At 53.2% G+C, this 18,891-nt stretch carries 16 protein-coding genes; 2 read left to right on the top strand and 14 right to left on the bottom strand.

Annotation, left to right across the window (positions count from 1 at the left end):
* Window positions 1-100 precede the first annotated feature (100 nt).
* Window positions 101-880, top strand: a complete 780-nt coding sequence (elyC, locus tag ACQ0PY_RS09030) for an envelope biogenesis factor ElyC (protein ID WP_044327932.1) — start codon at window positions 101-103, stop codon at window positions 878-880.
* On the opposite strand, the gene ACQ0PY_RS09025 is transcribed toward elyC, so the two are convergent.
* The 14 genes from ACQ0PY_RS09025 to ACQ0PY_RS08960 form a co-directional block, all read right to left on the bottom strand.
* Complete coding sequence (locus ACQ0PY_RS09025) at window positions 857-1,750, bottom strand: YcbJ family phosphotransferase (protein WP_043001187.1); 894 nt, start codon at window positions 1,748-1,750, stop codon at window positions 857-859. The genes elyC and ACQ0PY_RS09025 overlap by 24 nt on opposite strands.
* 152 nt (window positions 1,751-1,902) lie before the next feature.
* Window positions 1,903-2,649 (bottom strand): 3-deoxy-manno-octulosonate cytidylyltransferase, encoded by a 747-nt coding sequence (gene kdsB / locus ACQ0PY_RS09020; RefSeq protein ID WP_043001188.1) that lies wholly within the window; start codon window positions 2,647-2,649, stop codon window positions 1,903-1,905.
* The gene (ycaR, locus tag ACQ0PY_RS09015; protein ID WP_042320194.1) at window positions 2,646-2,828 is read right to left on the bottom strand and encodes a protein YcaR; all 183 of its coding nucleotides are present in this window, start codon (window positions 2,826-2,828) and stop codon (window positions 2,646-2,648) included. Before ycaR ends, kdsB begins: the two co-directional genes overlap by 4 nt.
* A 51-nt stretch (window positions 2,829-2,879) precedes the next feature.
* Window positions 2,880-4,112, bottom strand: a complete 1,233-nt coding sequence (locus ACQ0PY_RS09010; RefSeq protein ID WP_109740100.1) for a winged helix-turn-helix domain-containing protein — start codon at window positions 4,110-4,112, stop codon at window positions 2,880-2,882.
* A 41-nt stretch (window positions 4,113-4,153) separates the two neighbouring features.
* Entirely contained in the window at window positions 4,154-5,131 is a 978-nt protein-coding gene (gene lpxK / locus ACQ0PY_RS09005) for a tetraacyldisaccharide 4'-kinase (RefSeq protein ID WP_109740099.1), read from the bottom strand.
* Entirely contained in the window at window positions 5,128-6,876 is a 1,749-nt protein-coding gene (gene msbA / locus ACQ0PY_RS09000) for a lipid A ABC transporter ATP-binding protein/permease MsbA (RefSeq protein WP_043001191.1), read from the bottom strand. Before msbA ends, lpxK begins: the two co-directional genes overlap by 4 nt.
* Before the next feature lie 36 nt (window positions 6,877-6,912).
* A complete protein-coding gene (locus tag ACQ0PY_RS08995) occupies window positions 6,913-9,177 on the bottom strand; it encodes a ComEC family protein (RefSeq protein ID WP_109740098.1) in 2,265 nt (754 codons plus the stop codon).
* Window positions 9,178-9,381: 204 nt separating this feature from the next.
* Complete coding sequence (gene ihfB / locus ACQ0PY_RS08990; protein ID WP_002463068.1) at window positions 9,382-9,666, bottom strand: integration host factor subunit beta; 285 nt, start codon at window positions 9,664-9,666, stop codon at window positions 9,382-9,384.
* A 147-nt stretch (window positions 9,667-9,813) separates the two neighbouring features.
* Window positions 9,814-11,487, bottom strand: coding sequence for a 30S ribosomal protein S1 (gene rpsA / locus ACQ0PY_RS08985; RefSeq protein ID WP_042320207.1), 1,674 nt, complete (start codon window positions 11,485-11,487; stop codon window positions 9,814-9,816).
* Window positions 11,488-11,600: 113 nt separating this feature from the next.
* Window positions 11,601-12,284 (bottom strand): (d)CMP kinase, encoded by a 684-nt coding sequence (gene cmk, locus ACQ0PY_RS08980; RefSeq protein ID WP_042320210.1) that lies wholly within the window; start codon window positions 12,282-12,284, stop codon window positions 11,601-11,603.
* 172 nt (window positions 12,285-12,456) lie between these two features.
* The gene (gene loiP, locus ACQ0PY_RS08975) at window positions 12,457-13,218 is read right to left on the bottom strand and encodes a metalloprotease LoiP (protein ID WP_043001193.1); all 762 of its coding nucleotides are present in this window, start codon (window positions 13,216-13,218) and stop codon (window positions 12,457-12,459) included.
* 143 nt (window positions 13,219-13,361) lie between these two features.
* Window positions 13,362-14,645, bottom strand: coding sequence for a 3-phosphoshikimate 1-carboxyvinyltransferase (aroA, locus tag ACQ0PY_RS08970; protein ID WP_044256343.1), 1,284 nt, complete (start codon window positions 14,643-14,645; stop codon window positions 13,362-13,364).
* A gap of 72 nt (window positions 14,646-14,717) precedes the next feature.
* The gene (gene serC / locus ACQ0PY_RS08965) at window positions 14,718-15,806 is read right to left on the bottom strand and encodes a 3-phosphoserine/phosphohydroxythreonine transaminase (protein WP_043001195.1); all 1,089 of its coding nucleotides are present in this window, start codon (window positions 15,804-15,806) and stop codon (window positions 14,718-14,720) included.
* 203 nt (window positions 15,807-16,009) lie between these two features.
* Entirely contained in the window at window positions 16,010-16,702 is a 693-nt protein-coding gene (locus tag ACQ0PY_RS08960) for a DUF421 domain-containing protein (RefSeq protein ID WP_109740096.1), read from the bottom strand.
* Between the two features lie 136 nt (window positions 16,703-16,838).
* Here ACQ0PY_RS08960 and ycaO point away from each other — a divergent pair, with 136 nt between their 5' ends.
* Window positions 16,839-18,599, top strand: coding sequence for a 30S ribosomal protein S12 methylthiotransferase accessory factor YcaO (ycaO, locus tag ACQ0PY_RS08955; protein WP_109740622.1), 1,761 nt, complete (start codon window positions 16,839-16,841; stop codon window positions 18,597-18,599).
* Window positions 18,600-18,891 lie beyond the last annotated feature (292 nt).

The following is an 18,891-nucleotide window of genomic DNA, read 5'->3' as shown; positions in this document are numbered from 1 at the left end:
TAAAACCGCTATTTTGTCACACCCGCGCGGAGAATGAACCTCTCTGGTGTAATATCACGATTATTCTTCTGCTGTATGGTCAAAAAAGGAACCAAAAAGGATGCTTTTTACGCTGAAGAAAGTGATTGGCGGCATGCTGTTGCCTCTCCCTTTTCTGCTCTTGATGATGGGTATCGGTCTGGCACTGCTGTGGTTTAGCCGTTTTCAGAAAACCGGCAAGGTATTTATCAGCCTCAGTTGGCTGGCGCTGTTCCTGCTCAGTCTGCAACCCGTTGCAGACCATCTGCTGCGCCCGATAGAAAATAGCTACCCCACCTGGCAGGATACGCAGAAAGTTGAATACATCGTCGTGTTAGGCGGCGGCTATACCTGGAACCCGCAGTGGGCGCCCAGTTCTAACCTGATCAACAACAGTTTGCCGCGTCTAAATGAGGGAATACGTCTGTGGCGGGCTAACCCGGGTTCGAAATTGATTTTTACCGGCGCGAATGCCAAAACCAATCCGGTGAGTACGGCAGAAGTTGGCGCACGGGTGGCGCAATCGTTGGGGGTGCCGGAAGAGGATATCATCACGCTCGACAAGCCTAAGGATACGGAGGAAGAAGCCGCTGCCGTGAAGCAGGCTATCGGCGACGCGCCATTCCTGCTGGTCACTTCAGCCTCTCATCTGCCGCGAGCAATGATTTTCTTTCAGCAGGCCGGGTTAAATCCGCTGCCGGCTCCGGCGAATCAACTGGCTATCGATTCCCCGTTGAATCCGTGGGAGCGGGCAATCCCCTCTCCCGTCTGGTTGATGCATAGCGATCGCGCAAGCTACGAGACGCTGGGGAGAGTCTGGCAGCGGTTGAAAGGCTCGTCAGGCGAGCCAGGGCAGGAGTGATTTCGCAGCGAGATCAAAATGAGATCGGTTAAAGCGCCCGGTATTGACCAGTTGCGCCACTTCATCCCATAACACGTATAACCAACGCCGCCAGATGAACGATTCCGCCACTGGCGCGCGTTGCAGGTAGTGCCAGAGTAGTCCTTCCGCCAGCGTGTTATCTACCAGCCGGAACAGTTCGTACTCCCGTGGTGCCCAGAGCATAATACCAGGCCCCACCATCGCCAGAAGCTGGTCGCTCCGGGCGTCTTTTAACATGCTGCGCAGACTGAAATTGCCATGCACCAGCACACAGTTGTCGTTAAAGCCGTCAAACAGCGCGGGCAGACATTCGCGGGTGCGAAACAGAATGCGCTTATCCTGCATGGTTAGCCCGGTGTTGTTGAACTGATTGAGCGTACTCCAGAGCACCTCAACCCGCTGACGATACCAGGAAGGCCAGATATTCTCCTGCGTATTGTCCACCGCACCGACACACCCCCGGCTATCCTGGCGGTGCCAGGCCAGTAACCCTTCGACAATCTGATCTTTGAGCTGCTCCCAACGCTCCGGCGTCCGGGCCGGCGCTTCAACGGGGACGCCACGCAGACGTTCCAGCAGTAAGACATCCGGACCGGGATGTTCATCGTGAGTCATCACCCCATAAATGACCGGCATTCGCACGGTGCCGCTACGCGCTAACATGGTGGTTTTCCAGGCCAGTTGTTGCGCGACCCCCGGCGTGGTGAAACTTTGGGCCATCAGCGGCATTGGGTTGCCCTGGCTGTCATAGAGCGACCACAGTGCTGTGTCGACTTTTTCATTCACGCATTCAATGCGGCTCAGTTTTTCGCCCAGTAAATGACTTAATTCGGCGCGCAGCTGTTCCATTCAGATTGCCCTCATAAAAGCTACTGCTTTTATAATGAGCGCCACACCGACGGATGTCACCCGGATGAGATCAATTGTTGAAAAGAAAAAGCGTGGAAAATCGTAACGGTACGACACTCCTCTCACTAAAGAGCGGAGTGTCGTAAAGAAAATTAACGCATTTCAGCGCGAACGCGCTCGAGGTCTTCTGCGGTATCAACACCGGTACCAGGCACCTCTTTTGCCACAGCCACGTGGATTTTTTCGCCGTACCACAGCACGCGGAGTTGCTCCAGCATCTCGATGTTTTCCAGCGGGCTGGGCTCCCAGCTCACATAGCGACGGATAAATCCGGCGCGATAGCCGTAAATGCCGAGGTGGCGCAGGAAATTATCGCCGACGGTCTCGCGACTTTTCGCAAAACGATCGCGATCCCAGGGGATCGTTGCACGCGAGAAATACAGCGCATAGCCTTCGGCATCCAGTACCACCTTCACTGCATTCGGATTGAACGCCTCTTCCGCGCTATGAATCGGTGCCGCGAGCGTGGCCATTCCAACCTGACGCTGCGCCAGGTTTTCTGCCACCTGGCGAATAATGATGGCCGGGATCATCGGCTCATCACCCTGCACATTGACAATCACGGTGTCATCACTGAAACCACACTTCTCAACCACTTCAGCCAGACGTTCTGTCCCGGACTGGTGATCGACGCGGGTCATGCACACTTCTCCACCCGCCACTTCAACGGCGCGTGCGACCTCTTCATGATCGGTCGCGACAATAATACGCTCAGCGCCGGATTCACGGGCGCGTTCCAGCACATGCACAATCATCGGTTTACCGTTGATGTCCTGCAACGGTTTACCCGGCAGACGCGTGGAGGCGTAGCGGGCAGGAATAATGACGACAAAACTCATGATTTACGCTCATCAGCCGCTAATACACGGGCCTCGGTTTCCAGCAAAACGGGAATGCCATCACGCAGTGGAAAAGCGAGGTTATCCAGTTTGCAGATCAGTTCTTGTTTTTCCTGGTTGTACCAGAGTTTGCCGTTACAGACCGGGCAGGCAACGATTTCAAGCAGTCGATGATCCATAGTTCCTCCAGATGGACCGGGTAATGAATGCAGAGATCTTATCATACTCGCTCATGCGACTGCGTCTATTTCCCACCCCTGTCGACATTGCGTAAATATCCCTGCCGGACAGCGGCCGAGCGTCACGCGAACGGCATTCTGCCAGCGGGCAAAATCGGTTATCGCCTGCTGTAGCCCATTTTGCAGCGTCACTCCTGGCTTTACGCCTTCTTGCAGATAGAGAGAAATCACTTCCAGTACGCCCGTCTTACGGTGCATTTTGGCGTCCATCCGCCCCACCAACTGACCCCGGTGCAGTAAAGGCAGGACAAAATAACCATACTGGCGCTTTGGGGCTGGCGTGTAGCACTCCAGCCGATAGCTGAAATCGAACAGTTGCTCCGCACGTTTGCGATCCCAAACCACCGGATCAAACGGCGACAGTACCGCGCTATGCGTCGCTGTCAGCTTGCCTGCCTGTGCCTGTTCAAGTTGCGGCAGCAAATCCGCATGCAACCACAGCCGACCAAGTTTTTCGACCTCTACCGGAATGATGTACTGCTGTTCAGCCCGCACGTCGCGCCAGTTTTGTAACTCAGGACGTTTCAGGCGGTAGTAATCTGCCAGCCACTGCTCACGAAAAATACCCAGGCTGCGCGCACTGTTGTCCAGCATGACAGATTCTGCTTGCGCCCGGGGTAGCAAATCGCGTTCATCATCCCAGTGTGGCATCACGCGATGAGTGAGATCGTACACGCGCTGGAAATTGCGACGCTCAATCACCATCACTTTTCCTGCCGTAAACAACCCTTCCAGATGCAGCTTGTGCGGCTTCCAGTCCCACCAGCCGCTGTTGCCTTTACGCGGATGCTCAAAGTCAGCCGAGCGTACCGGTCCATTTTGATGAATATGCTGCAACAGTTGCTCAATTTCGCCGGCATGCTCTTCCATCCACGCCGCCTGGTACTTCCAGCCCATTTTTTCAGGTGCCAGCATCCGGTGGCGTATCAGCGTAAAATCACTACGCGGCAGGAAACAGGCCTCATGGGCCCAGTACTCCATCAGTTCACCCTGCGCCAACGCATCATCCAGCCACTGTGGGGTGTAATTGCCCAGTCGACTGAACAACACAAGGTAGGGACTGCGGGCGACAATATTGATGGTATCGATTTGTAGTAGCGACATACGGGTAATCGTCGGCAGGATATCGCTTGCCAACGCGCGACGACGTGGTTTTTTTAGCAATCCCTGGGCGGCGAGATGAAGGTTACGGGCATCCGTAAGTGAGAGGTACGGCAACGACATTCATGATTCCCTCATTTGTACGCTGCCGTCATGGTGGTGCGCTAACGTGTCAGCGAGATCAATTTTTCGAGTAATGTCTCAGGTTCAGTCCCCGACAAATGTGCATCGACAGGAAGATACCACCAGTTGTCTTCGGCAAAGGCACGGCACTTCACGGCGTCCTTCTCCGTCATGACCAGCGTTTGCGACCCGTTTAGTAGGCCGTTGACATCATGCGAAGTCAATGCCTGATGATCCGCCAGAGGAACACATTTTTGCGGCTGTACGCCACAGGATTCTAACGTGGCAAAAAAGCGTGGCGGATGACCAATACCGGCCATTGCCACGACATTTTTCAATTGCGCGACATCACGACGTTCACCGGTACGCAGGTTCACAGCCTGTCCTGGCGCCAGATGCATCGGGATCTCGCCCGCCTGCGGAATACCGCCATTGACAATAACCGCATCCACCGTTTTCAGGCGACCTGCTCGCTCCCGCATCGGACCTGCCGGTAGCCACCAGCCGTTGCCGAAGCGACGAACGCCATCAACCACCACAATCTCGACATCGCGCGCCAGACGGTAGTGCTGAAGACCATCATCAGTAACGATAATCTGCACATCGTGATGCGCCAGAATCGCTTTTACCGCGTCAGCCCGGTTGGGCGATACGGCAACTGGCGCGCCGGTGCGCTGATAAATCAGCACCGGCTCATCACCCGCTTCCGCCGTGGTGGTTTCGGCATTCAGCAGCAAGGGATAGGACGCGGCTTTGCCGCCATATCCACGAGAAACTACCCCAACGCGAAGACCGCGCTGCTGAAGTTGTTCCACCAACCAGATCACTACCGGCGTTTTGCCATTGCCACCTGCCGTCAAATTACCGACCACCACCACCGGCACCGGTGCACGCCAGGCGCGTTTGATCCCGAGCGTGTAGCACAGACGGATCGCCCCGCTCACCAGGCCGTATAGCCAGGAAAGTGGGAGTAACAGTCGCCACAAGGGCGACTCACCGGACCAGATGCGTGCGATCATTGACCAAATTGCATTTTGTGCAGTTGCGCGTAGACGCCGCGGTGTTCCAGCAGCTCGTTGTGCGTACCGCGCTCCACAATCAGCCCATCTTCCACGACCACAATTTCATCGGCCTGTTCGATAGTTGATAGGCGGTGCGCAATCACCAGCGAGGTGCGGTTTTTCTGCAGTTCGTCCAGCGCCGCCTGAATGGCGCGTTCAGATTCGGTATCCAGCGCTGACGTGGCTTCATCAAGGATCAGAATCGGGCTGTCACGCAGTAAGGCACGCGCGATGGCGATACGTTGACGTTGACCACCGGAAAGCAGCACGCCGTTTTCACCGATCACCGTATCAAGGCCGTTATCCATCTTATTGATAAAGTCCATGGCATAAGCCATACGAGCCGCTTCTTCGATCTCCTCACGGCTATACTGCTCAGTTCGCGCGTAGGCGATGTTATTCGCCACCGTGTCGTTGAACAGATGTACGTTCTGCGACACCAGCGCGACCTGATTACGTAACGAGGCCAGGGTGTATTCCCGCAGATCGTGACCATCCATCAGGATTTCACCTTCATTGATGTCATAGAAACGCGTGATCAGACTGGCAATGGTTGATTTGCCGGAACCTGAACGCCCCACCAGCGCAACGGTTTTGCCCGCCGGAATTTTCAGGTTGATGTTACGCAGCGCCGGTACTTCGCGCCCCGGATAGGTAAAGGTGACATTGCGGAATTCCAGATCGCCGGTCGCACGCTCAATCACACGTTTACCTTCGTCTTTTTCCTGCTCGCTATCCAGGATGGCAAATAAAGTCTGGCATGCGGCCATCCCACGCTGGAACTGGGCGTTAACGTTAGTCAACGACTTCAACGGACGCATCAGGGCGATCATTGAGGAGAAGACCACGGTGATCGTCCCTGCCGTCAGGCTGTCCATCACGCTTGGGAAGCTAGCCGCGTACAGCACAAACGCCAGCGCCAGTGAAGCGATCAACTGGATGACAGGATCGGAAATGGAAGAGGCAGAAACCATCTTCATCCCCTGCAAACGCATCTTGTTACTGACTTTGTCGAAGCGCTTCGTTTCCACTCCCTGACCACCGAAGATCAGTACCTCTTTGTGGCCTTTCAGCATCTGCTCCGCGCTGGTTGTCACCTGCCCCATCGTATTCTGCATATTCTTACTGATAGCACGAAAACGTTTGGAGACTACGCGAATCGCGATCGACACAATAGGTGCCAGCACAACCAGGATTATCGACAACTGCCAGCTGTAATAGAACATCATGATGAACAGGCCGATAATCGATGCACCTTCACGCACAACGGTAATCAGCGCACCGGAAGACGAAGAGGCTACCTGTTCAGAATCATAAGTAATACGAGACAGCAGCGTCCCGGTAGACTGTTTGTCAAAGAAGGAAACCGGCATTCCCATCATATGACCGAACAGGCGACGACGCATGGTCATCACCACTTTGCCGGATACCCAGGAAATACAGTAGCTGGAGATATAGCTGGTGATACCACGTAAAATCATCAGCCCAATAACCACCAGCGGCATCCAAAGCAACACTGAGCGATCTGTTTTACCAAAACCATCGTCCAGTAATGGTTTGAGGAGCGATAACATGAAGGTATCGCTGGCCGCGTTGAGGATTAACGCAACACCCGCCACGATCAGACCCGATTTGAAAGGCGCAATGGTTGGCCACAGTCGGCGAAACGTCTGCCACGTAGAGAGATCTTTATCGTTATGCATTCAAGAAACCAGCATCTGTTGAAATAGCCGCATATTCTACCCGTTATCGTCTGACACGCCAAACCACTGATGATACCAACGAGGTAAAATTTGCTCCCGCAGGCTGATGGCCTGCCAGCCCTGTGTTGAAAAATCCAGCGAAATTTGCCCCTGATGCGGGGTATCACACCACCGGTAACCCTGTTGCAGATAGCGTTGCTTCACCTTCCATGACGGCAATCGCCAGGCGTTATAGCGTGAGGCGGAGACCAGCGCCACGTTGCCACTAACGCGCTGAAGTAGCGCCAGTGAAGAAGAGGTACTGCTGCCATGGTGTGGTACCTGGATTGCCGTCGCCGAAAGATGCTGCCAGTAATGACTGAGCATTTTCAGTTCCGCGGGGGACTCTATATCGCCCGTCAGCAGAATACTGTGCGTACCATCATCAATCTTTACGACGCAAGAGTGATTATTCCCCTGCGTCGGGTCTCCTTTCAACGGCCAGTGCACGCTAAAACGCAGTCCCTGCCATTGCCACGTCTCACCGCGGTAACACGGCAGATGCCCCTGCCAGCCTAACGGACTGCGCACCCAAAGCGCTGGCCAGGTTGTCTGCAAAGAGTGTAGTCCACCGCGATGGTCGAGATGCTCATGGCTGAGAATAATCCCCTCTGGCTGCAAGTGGTGCCAGCGCAGCCACGGAATGATTATCTGCTGGGCGCTGTCACCTCCCGGCCAGGCCAGCCCGGTATCGTAGAGTAACGCTTTACCATTACGGGCGATAACTATCGCTAACCCCTGCCCGACATCCAGCATGTGCACCTGCCAGGCGTCAGTGCGCACCGGACTCCAGAACGGCCAGCTCAGCAACGCCAGCGTCGCCAGACACAGGCCGGGGAAAACGCGCCAGGCGATAAATCGCCAACCGGGTAGCATCAACCAGGGGACAAAGACCAGCCACTGCCAACGGGCATCAATGTTGATCCACCCCGCAGGCAAGTGATTGAGCGCCCAGAATAGTGCAGCCAGTGAGCGATCGGCCAGATACCAGAGTCCGCCCTCAAGAAGCAGCGGACCAGTGAGATGGACCACCATTCCGGCGAGGATCAGCGGGACGCTGACAAACGTAACCAGCGGGACAGCAAACAGATTCGCAGCAAACGACGTCAGGCTGATACCGTGGAACAGTGCGATTTGTAGCGGCATTAGCAGCAAGGTAATCCCCAGTTGCAGGTGTGCCAGTTCAACCAGCAAGCGCCCGGCACGTGATGTGGGCCAGGCGGGGCAAGGAAACCATTGGTACCAGAATAACAGCGCCGCAACGGCAAAGGCCGAAAGCCACAAGCTTTGCGAGATCACGGCGACGGGATCAACAACCAGAATAGCCGCCAGACAGCAGCACCAGACTGACCATCCGCTCCATTGCCGCCCGCATAATTTCAGTGCCCCCCACACCAGCAGCGCCACCACCGTACGTAGCGCCGGAGGCTGTAACCCGGTCAGCCAGGCGTAAAACGCAGCGCAAATAAGCCCACCAATCACAGGATGTTGCCAGCGAATTGCACCGATCGGCAGCAGAAACTGCACGCCGCGAATCAGAGCTGCTGCCAGTAAAGCCGCAAAAGCGATATGCAGGCCGGAAATTGCCATCAGATGCGCCGTGCCGGTATCGCGCATGATCGCTTTGACTTCCTGTGGCACCAGCAGGCGCTCCCCCATCCCCAGACCTAGTATTACCTGCTGCCAGGGATAGTTTTCCAGAGAATCCGTTAACGAGGCGAGATAGCGCGCTCGCCAGCTGCATTTGCTATCGACAATCTTTGCCTGTAAAAATCGGCCAGTGAGCGGCTGATGCTGTGCCAGGGCATAACGCTGACTATCAAATCCGCCGTCATTCAACTCGCCGTGCATGGCACGGACCTTCAGCGTCATCGCCCAACGTTGTCCCGCGCACGGCGCGATTGGCAAATATTGGTTATAAAGCACAATACCGACGGCAGGGAAAAGCCGATGCCCATTAAGATGCGTGATCAGCCCGGCATGTGTCGTCATGCTATCCGTGGCCGTCAGCTCAACGATGGTCTCCTGCGTGGCGGCGGGCAACGTATTTCCCGCCCACAGAGACTGTTTCGCCGCCATGACGCCCCAGAGAAAAAACAGCAGGAGAAGCCCAGCGTACTGTGCCACTTTCCAGCGGAGCAGACCGAGCAGACAGGCCAGCACAAACAGGATGCTAACAAGCCATCCCCCCGGCAGCGCAGGTAGCAAAAATAAAGGGAAAATTCCCCCTAATGCACACAGACTGACCGTCGTTAATTTCATACACACCCCCGTGTTGGCGGCAGTGTGCAGGTCTGAGCCGGGATTGTCAGGAGGAGAATGAAGGATTTACGGCCATGATTCCGCGATTTTCATCGCCGCCCGGCAATGTGCAACATGAAATGCGAGCGGCATTCCAGGGTTGAAAAGCAGGCAAGAAAAAAGCACCGTAAAGGTGCTTTTCTGAGGTTACGTTGTGCGAAAAACTTAACCGTAAATATTGGCGCGATCGCGCAGTTCTTTACCCGGCTTAAAGTGCGGAACGTATTTCCCTTCCAGATCCACTTTGTCGCCAGTCTTCGGGTTACGCCCGGTACGTGGTGCACGGTAGTGCAAAGAAAAGCTGCCGAAACCGCGGATTTCAATACGCTCGCCCTGTGCAAGAGTCGAGGCCATATGCTCCAGCATCTCTTTGACCGCATCTTCAACCGCTTTCGCGGGAATATGAGATTGCTGAGTGGCAAGTCTTTCAATCAATTCTGACTTGGTCATGATTCCTCCGGTTCCAATAAGCTGCTGCTGTTGCATTGATTAAGGGCGGCCGTAGCCGCCCTTTGTCATTGATTACAGAACGAATTCTATAATCTGTCAAGTATTCTCATCTGACTTCGGGACGAAACCTCCCAAAGTATCAAAGAATTACTCGCCTTTAGCTGCTTTGAAAGCTTCAGCCATTGCGTTGTTGGAGAAGTTTGCATCTTCCTGTTTGTTAACAGTTGCGATGGCATCTTTCTCATCAGCTTCGTCTTTAGCACGAACAGACAGGCTGATTGCACGGTTCTTACGGTCAACGCCGGTGAATTTAGCTTCAACGTCGTCACCCACGCTCAGAACCAGGGTAGCGTCTTCAACGCGGTCACGGGATGCTTCAGAAGCGCGCAGGTAACCTTCAACGCCGTCAGCCAGTTCTACGGTTGCGCCTTTCGCGTCAACTGCAGTCACTTTACCGTTTACGATTGCGCCTTTCTTGTTCAGTGCAACCCAGTTGTTGAACGGATCTTCTGCCAGCTGTTTAACGCCCAGAGAGATACGCTCACGCTCTGCGTCAACCTGCAGAACAACTGCTGCGATTTCGTCGCCTTTTTTGTATTCACGAACTGCTTCTTCGCCTGCAACGTTCCAGGAGATGTCAGACAGGTGAACCAGGCCGTCGATGCCGCCGTCCAGGCCGATGAAGATACCGAAGTCAGTGATAGACTTGATTTTACCTTCAACGCGGTCGCCCTTGTTGTGGGTTTCCGCGAACTGCTGCCATGGGTTAGATTTGCACTGCTTCAGGCCCAGGGAGATACGACGACGTTCTTCGTCGATATCCAGAACCATAACTTCCACTACGTCGCCAACGTTAACAACTTTGGACGGATGGATGTTTTTGTTGGTCCAGTCCATTTCGGAAACGTGAACCAGCCCTTCAACGCCTTCTTCGATTTCAACGAAGCAGCCGTAGTCGGTCAGGTTGGTTACGCGACCGGTCAGTTTAGTACCTTCCGGATAACGCTTAGCGATAGCTACCCACGGATCTTCGCCCAGCTGTTTCAGGCCCAGAGATACACGGGTACGTTCGCGGTCGAACTTCAGCACTTTAACAGTGATTTCGTCGCCAACGTTTACGATTTCGCTCGGATGCTTAACGCGTTTCCATGCCATATCGGTGATGTGCAGCAGGCCGTCAACGCCACCCAGATCAACGAATGCACCGTAGTCAGTGAGGTTCTTAACGATACCTTTAACTTCCATGCCTTCCTGCAGGTTTTCCAGCAGCTGATCGCGCTCTGCGCTGTTTTCGGATTCGATCACGGCACGACGAGAAACAACAACGTTGTTGCGTTTCTGATCCAGCTTGATGACTTTGAATTCAAGCTCTTTGCCTTCCAGGTGCAGCGTATCGCGCACCGGACGAACGTCTACCAGTGAACCTGGCAGGAACGCACGAATACCGTTCAGCTCAACAGTGAAGCCGCCCTTAACTTTGCCGTTGATAACACCGGTAACAGTTTCAGCATCTTCGTAAGCTTTTTCCAGCGTGATCCATGCTTCGTGACGTTTCGCTTTTTCACGAGACAGCAGTGTTTCACCGAAGCCGTCTTCTACTGCATCCAGAGCAACATCAACTTCGTCGCCCACCTGGATTTCCAGTTCGCCAGCCGCGTTTTTGAACTGTTCTGCAGGAATTGCAGATTCAGATTTCAGGCCTGCATCAACCAGAACAACGTCTTTGTCGATAGCAACAACAACACCGCGAACGATGGAACCCGGACGGGTTTCGATTTCTTTTAAGGATTCTTCAAACAGTTGAGCAAAAGATTCAGTCATGTTTAATCTTCAGGTTTCATATTTAACGTCCACCTGGCTCCGTGCCGGATGGGGTTGTTTAACATACCCGCTGTCATTCCATTGCAACGGGGGTACTGCAAATTCGGTCGCTCTTAAGCGAGTGCCAGTTTTTGGCGCGCGTATTGTAGCGCTTTTTCAATCACTTGCTCAATGCTTAATCGTGTGGAATCTAAAACTAAAGCATCAGCAGCGGGAACCAACGGCGCTACAGCACGGTTTCGGTCGCGATCGTCACGTTCTTTGATCTCGGCCAAAAGGCGTTCAAAGTTAACACTAAAGCCCTTCTCCTGCAACTGTAGCATACGGCGATGTGCACGTTCTTCTGAGGAGGCGTCAAGGAAAATTTTGACCGGCGCATCCGGGAAAACCACCGTCCCCATATCACGTCCATCAGCGATCAGTCCGGGTGCTTCACGGAAAGCGCGTTGACGACGCAGCAGTGCCTCACGTACGCGAGGGAATGCGGCGACCTGAGAGGCGGCATTGGCGACTTCCTGCGTACGGATTTCACCGCTGACGTCTTCCCCTTCAAGGATCACTTCCAGATTTCCGTCGGTTGAAACAAAGCGGACATCGAGATGGGTTGCCAGCGGAACCAGCGCGTCTTCCGATGCAACATCAACATGATGATGTAATGCCGCCAGCGCCAGCACGCGATAGATTGCGCCAGAGTCCAACAGATGCCATTGCAATGCTTCCGCCATCGCTTTGCACAAGGTGCCTTTTCCTGCACCGCTTGGGCCATCAATGGTAATTACCGGGGCAATTGCCGTCATCTTTATCTCCTTAAACAGGCGTTCTGTTAACGTAAACGCCGCGCATTATACGCGCCAACGCCCACAATCGTTAACGTTGTGTGCAAAAACCGATTTAGTCTGTCACCAGGTGAAGAATAATTGCGCAATTATAGCGGGCCGGGGAGAAACCAGCCCGAAAGATGACAATGTTTTACTTTTTATCTTCAGCGATACGGTCACGCATATGCTGAGCACGGTCGGCTGACGCCGGGTGGGAATCCATCAGGGATTTAGCGTGGCCGGCATCCATTGTGGCTAACTTATCGAATGCGCTCACTAACCCCTGCGTATTGATGCCACGTTTTTTCATCAGGTCATAGGAGAAGTCATCAGCCTCAGATTCCTGACTGCGGGAGAACGCCGAGTTGATCACCCCTTCAGCCAAATCGCCTAACTGCGACTGAGAGAGTTGTGAAGCCACGCCGCTGGTGGCAGAAATCGCATCACGCGCGGCCAGGGTAGCATAAGCCGTCTGCATTGCTTTGCGGGAATGCCCTAAAGAGACGTGACCTAACTCGTGACCTAATACCCCTTCGATTTCATTATCGGTCATCAGATCCATCAAACCGGAATAGACGCGAACACAACCGTTCGCCATTGCCCACGCATTGACGTCAGAAGTGATGTAGACCTTATAATCGACCGGAGTACCATCAATATTATTTCCCAGAGCTTTGGCAATCTTACCCAGACGCCTGGTGTATTTACTGCTTTTTCCCGCAAGTTGATTCTGGCTATCCATCTGTTTGCAGGCGTTGCTGGACAACGTTTTGACATCGGTATCAGAAAGCGTGGCTGCTTTATAGGCCGACATGCCCGAACTGGCGAGCATGTCACCATTAACGCCATTTTTACATCCCGCCAGCAGCGCTGCGGATACTGCAATCGTAATCAGGAGTGATTTATTTTTCATGCTAATCTTCCGTTGATATTTATAATAAAACGCATATAAATCAAAATATTAAATCATCAACACGTTAGCATTAGCAGTAACAGGAAAAAAGTACAGATACAGACGATATCGCGCCAGCCAGTTGACCGGCGCGAAGAGAGAAATCAGGCAGGGGTACTGATACGCGCCAACTGTTCGAAATAGTCAGGGAAGGTTTTGGCGGTACATTTCGGGTCAAGGATCGTAACCGGCGTATCAGATAACGCCACCAGCGAGAAACACATCGCCATACGGTGATCGTTATAGGTGCTAATGTCGGCAAACTTCAGGTGTGCCGGCGGCGTGATGCGAATAAAATCATGCCCCTCTTCCACTTCCGCGCCGACTTTGCGCAGTTCGGTCGCCATCGCAAACAGACGGTCAGTTTCTTTCACCCGCCAGTTATAAATGTTGCGAAGCGTTGTCGTACCTTTGGCAAACAACGCGGCTGTCGCGATAGTCATGGCGGCATCCGGAATATGGTTCATGTCCATATCGATGGCATTCAGTTCGCCACGGGTACAGGCGATAAAGTCGTCACCCCAGGTGACGGTCGCGCCCATTTTCTCCAACACATCGGCAAAACGGATATCGCCCTGCATGCTGTTGCGGCCAATCCCGGTCACTTTCACCGTTCCACCTTTAATGGCGCCTGCCGCGAGGAAATAGGAGGCCGATGAAGCATCTCCTTCAACCAGATAATGACCTGGAGAGTGGTACTGCTGACCGCCTTTGACCACAAAGCGCTGATAGCTCTGGTTCTCTATCTCAACGCCAAAGGTTTTCATCAGGTTCAGCGTGATATCAATATACGGTTTCGACACCAGATCGCCTTTGATACTTATCACCGTATCCTGGGGTGCCAGAGGCGCGGTCATCAGCAGCGCAGTGAGAAACTGGCTGGAGACGCTGCCGTCAACCTCAACCTGTCCGCCGGTAAATCCGCCACGCAGTCGAAGCGGCGGATAGTTTTCCTGCTCCAGATACTCAATGTTCGCCCCGCCCTGACGCAGCGCATCCACCAGATGACCAATCGGGCGCTCTTTCATACGCGGTTCACCGGTCAGCACAATATCGTTTGCGCCAAGGCACAGTGCGGCGGCCAGCGGTCGCATTGCCGTTCCGGCATTGCCCAGAAACAGCTCTAATGCGCCTTCGGCGTGCAGCGGGCCTGCGTTACCCGTGATTTCACAGCGGGTGCGATCCGCAGAAAGAGTGTAATCAATCCCCAACGCACTCAGGGCATTGAGCATATGGCGAACGTCATCGCTGTCTAACAGGTTGGTCAGCTCTGTGGTGCCATGAGCTAACGCCGCCAGTAACAGCGCGCGGTTTGATACGCTCTTCGAGCCTGGCAGATTAATCGTGCCATCGACCCGTGCGATGGGTTGTAACGTCAGGGATTCCATGAAACTCAACTCTCAAAAGACAGAAATAAAAACCCCACAGACAAGGCTGTGGGGATGAAAAGAGACAGCTGATTAGCCGCGACGGCGCTCGAAATCAGTCATGAAATCGGCAAGCGCTTTTACCCCTTCCAGCGGCATCGCGTTATAAATGGAGGCACGCATTCCGCCGACAACGCGGTGGCCTTTCAGCGCGTGCAGGCCCGCAGCAAAAGACTCTTCCAGGAAGAGCTTATCCAGCGCGCTGTCAGCTAACTGGAACGGCACGTTCATACGTGAACGGTTCGCTTTCGCGACATCGTTACGATAGAAGTCACTGTTATCAATCACACCGTACAGCAGTTCTGCTTTTTGCTGATTGATTTTATCCATCGCCGCCACGCCGCCATTGGCTTTCAGCCATTTGAACACCAGGCCGGAAAGATACCAGGCGAAGGTCGGCGGCGTATTGAACATCGAGTCATTGTCGTTCAGAACGGAATAATCGAGGATCGACGGACACGCCACATTCGCTTTACCCAGTAAATCTTCGCGTACGATGACGATAGTCAAACCCGCCGGGCCAATGTTCTTCTGTGCGCCCGCATAAATGATGCCATAGCGTGAAACATCCAGCGGTCCGGAGAGAATGGTTGAGGAGAAATCAGCGGTCACCACCACATCGGAACCAAAATTGGGCGTTTCGTTAATTGCGATGCCATCGATGGTTTCGTTCGGGCAGTAATGCAGATACGCTGCATCAGCAGAAGGCTGCCACTCACTCATCGGCTTCACGCCGCGCAGGCCATCGACCGAAACTTTGGCGTCAATCACATTCGGCGTGCAGTATTTTTTCGCTTCTTTGACGGCGCTGGCTGCCCAGTAGCCTGCATCAACGTAGTCTGCCGTGGTTTTGTCGCCCAGAATGTTCAGCGGAATGGCAGAAAACTGGCCACGACCACCGCCGTGACAAAACAGCACTTTGTAGTTGGAGGGGATATTCAACAGATCGCGAAAATCCTGCTCCGCTTCTTGCGCGACCTGGATGAATTCTTTGCCGCGGTGGCTCACTTCCATGACGGACGTACCAAGACCGTTCCAGTCACAAAGATCCTTTTGAGCCAGTTTAAGCACGTCTGCCGGTAACATTGCCGGACCTGAACTAAAATTGAAGACCTGAGCCATTTCCCCTCACCACGTTGCGTTGTTATTAACCCAATCTCTTTTCGTACATGAACAGAGATTGGGTATAAGTTATTCCTGTGGATATCGGTTTTATCATTCAGTGACACGCGCCGCAATGGCTAAAACAAACTCGAGTAAAAATGAGTGTTCGCTCACACAACAGAATCTTCGGGATTGACGATAAAAGACCGATATTTTTGCTGTCAGACGACCCGTTTTGCCCGACTGGCCTTCGACCATTCTGGATTTTTACACCGCGGGCACGCCTGACGATCGCCGACTTTCATTGTGATCACTTCACTGCATCGCACACAGGAATACTCTCCCGCTTCAGGAACGACTTTATAACGTTGCGTACAATACTTCGGCAAAATGCTTAAGCCAGGCTTTACCTCACTGTCTTCAAAGAAATAAACGCTGATCTGACCATTCGTTTCAAGGATCGCCAGGCGCACCTGTCCCAGTTGCTCAACGCCATTCAGTCGCAGCTCCATGAAAAACTCGAACTCGGTCATATTTGACTGGTTCAGTTTTTCCCACGCCAGCTCGCCATCTTCAATAATCACGACGGGCTTACCTTCCAGTAAATCTTCCAGTTTTTCACTGCGCGCCATCAGCCACATCACCAGACGGTACAGCAGCGCGAGGGTAATGAAGACCACCAGTACTGGCAACATCGGGACATCATCATAAAAGGCCACGTCACCCGCCGCCGACCCCAGCGTTAAAATAATCAGCACTTCGAAGAGCGACATCTGTCGCACGCCGCGTCGTCCTGTGAGTTTGAGAAACAGATAGACCAGTACGAAGGTATACAGACTGCGTAAAGCCACTTCACCGAGGAATTCCATCGGCACTTTATCGAGTGCCATCCGTTGTAAATCAAACGCTTTCATTTTTATGCTCTTATGGTGGATCACTGCCTACAAGCATAGCCAAAACTTTTATTTGCGCCGCGTCAGTGGCGGCGATAGCGTCAGTCACGTAAAACCCGTATCATTGCGCGCTTTCCGTACGACAAAAGTGATTTTCATGACGCAAACATTTATTCCCGGCAAAGACGCCGCACTGGAAGACTCCATCGCTCGCTTCCAGCAAAAACTACTCGACCTCGGTTTCCATATTGAAGAGGCCTCGTTGCTGAATCCAGTGCCGAACGTCTGGTCCGTACACATTCGCGATAAAGAATGTGCGCTGTGCTTTACCAACGGCAAAGGGGCGACGAAAAAGGCCGCGCTGGCCTCGGCGTTGGGCGAATATTTTGAGCGTCTGTCAACCAACTATTTCTTTGCCGATTTCTGGCTGGGTGAAACCATCGCCAATGGCCCGTTCGTGCATTATCCGAACGAGAAATGGTTCCCGCTGACCGAAAATGATGACGTACCGGACGGTCTGCTGGATGCCCGCCTGCGTGCCTTTTACGATCCCGAGAACGAACTGACCGGCAGCATGCTGATCGACCTGCAGTCTGGCAACGAAGAGCGTGGTATCTGCGGCCTGCCGTTTACCCGCCAGTCGGATAACCAGACCGTCTATATTCCAATGAACATTATCGGCAACCTGTACGTCTCAAACGGGATGTCCGCCGGTAACACCCGTAACGAAGCGCGCGTGCAAGGGTTATCTGAAGTCTTTGAGCGTTATGTGAAGAATCGCATTATTGCCGAAAGCATCAGCCTGCCGGAAATTCCGGCCGACGTGCTGGCACGCTACCCGGCGGTAGTGGAATCTATTGCAACGCTGGAAGCGGAAGGTTTCCCCATCTTTGCTTACGACGGTTCTCTGGGCGGTCAGTATCCGGTGATCTGCGTTGTGCTGTTCAATCCGGCTAACGGCACCTGCTTCGCCTCTTTCGGCGCACATCCTGATTTTGGCGTCGCACTGGAACGTACCGTGACGGAACTGCTGCAGGGCCGTGGTCTGAAAGATCTCGACGTCTTCACGCCGCCGACCTTCGACGATGAAGAAGTGGCTGAGCATACCAACCTGGAAACACACTTCATTGACTCCAGCGGTCTGATCTCCTGGGATCTGTTCAAGCAGGATGCCGACTACCCGTTCGTTGACTGGAGTTTCTCCGGTACCACAGAAGAAGAGTTTGCCACCCTGATGGCGATCTTCAACGCGGAAGATAAAGAGGTGTACATCGCCGATTACGAACATCTCGGTGTCTACGCCTGTCGGATCATCGTTCCGGGGATGTCTGATATTTATCCTGCTGAAGATCTGTGGTTAGCCAATAACGCCATGGGCGTCCATCTGCGCGAGACCCTGCTCTCACTGCCGAATAGTCGCTGGGATAAAGAAGACTATCTCAACCTGATTGAGCAACTCGATGAAGAAGGGTTTGATGATTTCACCCGCGTTCGTGAACTGTTAGGCCTGGCTACCGGTTCAGATAACGGCTGGTACACCCTGCGTATTGGGGAACTGAAAGCGATGCTGGCGCTGGCAGGTGGTGATCTGGAACAGGCACTGATCTGGACCGAATGGACGATGGAATTTAATACGTCGATCTTTAGCGCCGAGCGGGCGAATTATTACCGTTGCCTGCAAACGCTGTTACTGCTGTCGCAGGAAGAAGAACGTGAACCGCTGCAATATCTGAACGCGTTTGTCCGTATGTATGGCGCAAATGCAGTCGAAGCCGCCAGTGCAGCATTGAGCGGTGAAGCCGCCTTTTATGGTCTGCAGCCGGTTGACAGCGATCTGCACGCATTCGCATCACACCAGTCGCTGTTGAAGGCCTATGAGAAGTTGCAGCGTGCAAAATCTTCATTTTGGTCAAAATAAAGCCAATCAACCTACGCTGAGTAGGTTTAAATAATCGTCTGGGCTATATTACGGGGCGCGCTAAGCGCCCCTTTTTATTTATTTTTGAATATCCCAAAATAAATGTAATAACAAGGTTAAATGTTGGTAGTTGATATTACATAATTTAATGGATAGTTGTTACTTTATCTGCCAATTACTCCATATTAATTAACTGGCTAACAGACGTAGGAAGGAAAATTTTCAACTCATTTGCTAAAATTTAAAATTTATTTTTATCATAAAAATCAATTAATTACTCCGTAATTGCATA

Source organism: Citrobacter sp. LST-B2 (assembly GCF_057983045.1).
Note: the sequence above shows the minus strand (reverse complement) of the source record. Positions and strands in the feature narration are given on the sequence as shown.